Source organism: Ohtaekwangia sp. (genome assembly GCF_036568665.1).
In the GTDB taxonomy this organism is placed as follows: domain Bacteria; phylum Bacteroidota; class Bacteroidia; order Cytophagales; family Cyclobacteriaceae; genus Ohtaekwangia.
This window is the reverse complement of record NZ_DATCSD010000184.1, coordinates 1-2,806: the sequence shown is the minus strand read 5'-3', so window position 1 is coordinate 2,806 and position 2,806 is coordinate 1. Positions and strand designations below refer to the sequence as shown.

Here is a 2,806-nt window from a genome sequence, read left to right as displayed (position 1 = left end):
CAATCGCATTCCCTTCGCCCGCCATAATACAAACTATGCCAATGCCAGCAATCAGGATATGATGATTGCTGCACTTAATGGATTGATAGAGCGCTACAATCTGCAGGGGCAGTTGCTGGGCGAAGTAGCGGGAGGCGCGGTAATAAAACACACCCGTGAGTTTAACCTGATGCGTGAGTGTGTAATGGGTACTTCGCTTGATCCGGCAACGCCCGCCTGCGATATACAGCAAGCCTGCGATACGGGTATAGAAGCTGCTGTATATATCGGTAATAAAATAGCACAGGGACAAATTGAAGTAGGTATAGCCGGTGGTGTAGACTCGACCAGTAACGTGCCCGTTGTAATTGGTGAACGTCTCCGTAAAATATTACTGGAAGTACGCAGAGCAAAAACCACTGGAGCCAAGATCAAACAATTTCTGAAGATCCGTTTCAAAGACCTCGCACCGGTGGCGCCCGGTATAGATGAACCTCGCACAGGTTTGTCGATGGGCGGACATACGGAAATTACAGCTAAGCACTATGGTATATCACGCGAAGAGCAAGACCTGCTTGCCCTGCAAAGTCATCAGAAGGCAGTAAAGGCTTACGAAGAAGGTTTCTTTCAGGATATGCTCACACCTTACCTCGGTCTTGATCGCGATAACAATGTGCGAAAAGATACAAGCCTGGATAAATTAGCAAAGCTGAAACCTGCATTCGATAAAGACCATGGATCGCTTACGGCCGGTAACTCTACGCCTTTTACCGATGGTGCTTCGTGCGTATTGCTCGCCAGCGAAGAATGGGCGCGCGATCATAACCTGCCGGTGCTGGCCTATATTACACACGCAGAAGTAGCAGCGATCGAGTATGTAAAAAATCAACATAATCTGTTGATGTCTCCGGTATATGCTTCTACACGGATGCTGAAGAAAGCCGGACTTACCTTACAGGATTTTGACTACTATGAAATTCACGAGGCATTTGCTGCACAGGTACTGGCAACACTAAAGATCTGGGAAAGTGCAGATCTTATGAAGACGTTCGGCTTTGATAAGCCACTGGGAAGTATAGATCGGAGTAAATTGAACGTGAAGGGAAGCAGCCTTGCTGCCGCGCATCCATTCGCTGCAACGGGTGGTCGCATTATAGCAACCATGGCGAAGTTGCTTCATGAGAAGGGATCGGGTAAAGGATTTATATCGATTTGTGCAGCCGGAGGACAAGGCGTAACAATGATCATGGAAAAATAAACAAGCAGATATATACTTCTATATATGAAAAGGAAGAGCGGGCATTCGTTCTTCCTTTTTATTTTGATACTAAACGAATATAGATCAAAGAGCCATCTCCAGCACACGCACCATCTCATCCTGATCCAGTGCGATAGGATTGTTTTTATTGTCAGAGGCAAGAACAATCTTTTCGAGATCGGTTGTAGTAACGCCACCGTGAGAAAGTCGGGGTATATTTAACTCGTACGTCCATTGTTCAATCAGTGATAAAAGCGCATCGATATAATATTCATCCGGTTTATCGGGTGTAGTTGTAAACAATTTTCCGACTAAAGTATATTTAGCCAATGCTTCCGGGTTCTGATGCGTTGCTCGTAATTTCTGAACGGTGAGTGTATTGGCAGGAGCCATCAGTGAACTGCAGATCACCCCGTGCGGTATAGTAAAATATCCTCCTACAGAAGAAGCAAATCCGTGTACAAGTCCCAGGCCTGCGTTGGCAAGGGTAATGCCCGAAAGATAGGAGGCCAACGCCATGGCTGTACGCGCAGCTAAATTGGAACCATCGCGATATACTTGCGGGAGAGAACCAGCAACCTGCTTTAGACCTTCGTATGCCAGGGCATCGGTTATCGGGTTGGCTGCGGTTGACAGATATGATTCAAGCAATTGTGTAAATGCATCCATACCGCTGGCGGCTGTAACGGCTGGCGAGCAGCTCAGTGTAAGCTGTGGATCGATGATCGCAGCATCAGGAACAAAATTAGCATGACGCAGTGATTTTTTATAGCCTGATATACCCGTCTCTGATAGCACGGCATTTTTAGTTGCCTCGCTTCCGGTGCCGGCCGTTGTAGGTATAGCTATAAATGGAATTTTTACTCCCGGATGATTTTTAGTGCCAACACCTTCCAGGTAATCTTTTACCGGTTCGCGTAAAGGAAGCATGGCCGCTATAGCTTTACCGGCATCCAGCACACTGCCGCCACCAATGGCAACAACTACGTTGGGTATATAATCAGCAAAAAGATTTACCGCATCATCGATCATGGCTGGTGTAGGCTCTGTGCCAATAGCGTGCTGCCTGAGTATATATCCGGCCGACTGAAGTTGCTCCAACATTCGTGTGCTATAGGGTGACGATGTGAAGGAATGCGCCCCTGTGATCAGCAATACTTTTTTGCCGAATGCTTTTACAACAGAAGGTAATACAGAGATTTTACCTGCGCCAAAATGGAGCGATGGTATATGGGCAAGTGCAAAAGCGTTCGTCATCGTTGAATAAATTACCTGGCTGCAGGAAAAAGCATTTTATGTTTTACACCCTCACGTGGTTTTGCCATCCAGGGTGCTACGGTGTCGCGCCACGCCAGGTAATGCGCAGTTTCTTTGTGTGCCGCTACAGCCTGTTCTGTTTCGTATGCTTCGTATAACACAAATTTACCGGGGTCCTTGTCATCCTGCAGAATATCAAAACGAAGATTGCCGTTTTCCTGAATGGAATTTTCATGATTTGTTTTAGTGGCGTTAATAAAAGCCTCAATGTGCTCAGGCTTTACATAAACATGTACGATGGTTGCTATCATA

At 46.5% G+C, this 2,806-nt stretch carries 3 protein-coding genes; 1 reads left to right on the top strand and 2 read right to left on the bottom strand.

From position 1 onward, the window contains the following. Positions 1 to 1,237: acetyl-CoA C-acetyltransferase (locus tag VIN08_RS10530; RefSeq protein WP_331964266.1), on the top strand; the 1,237-nt coding region annotated here is incomplete at its 5' end. Between the two features lie 84 nt (positions 1,238 to 1,321). Here the strand turns inward: VIN08_RS10530 and VIN08_RS10525 are convergent. Further along, complete coding sequence (locus VIN08_RS10525; protein ID WP_331964263.1) at positions 1,322 to 2,494, bottom strand: iron-containing alcohol dehydrogenase; 1,173 nt, start codon at positions 2,492 to 2,494, stop codon at positions 1,322 to 1,324. An 11-nt stretch (positions 2,495 to 2,505) separates the two neighbouring features. Next, positions 2,506 to 2,806, bottom strand: a 301-nt coding sequence (locus VIN08_RS10520; RefSeq protein WP_331964261.1) for an antibiotic biosynthesis monooxygenase, incomplete at its 5' end; no start/stop codon positions are given.

What these genes read in the sequence shown, in the direction of transcription:
- VIN08_RS10525 (WP_331964263.1), bottom strand. Translation starts at nt 2,494, where the DNA reads ATGACGAACGCTTTTGCACTTGCCCATATACCATCGCTCCATTTTGGC.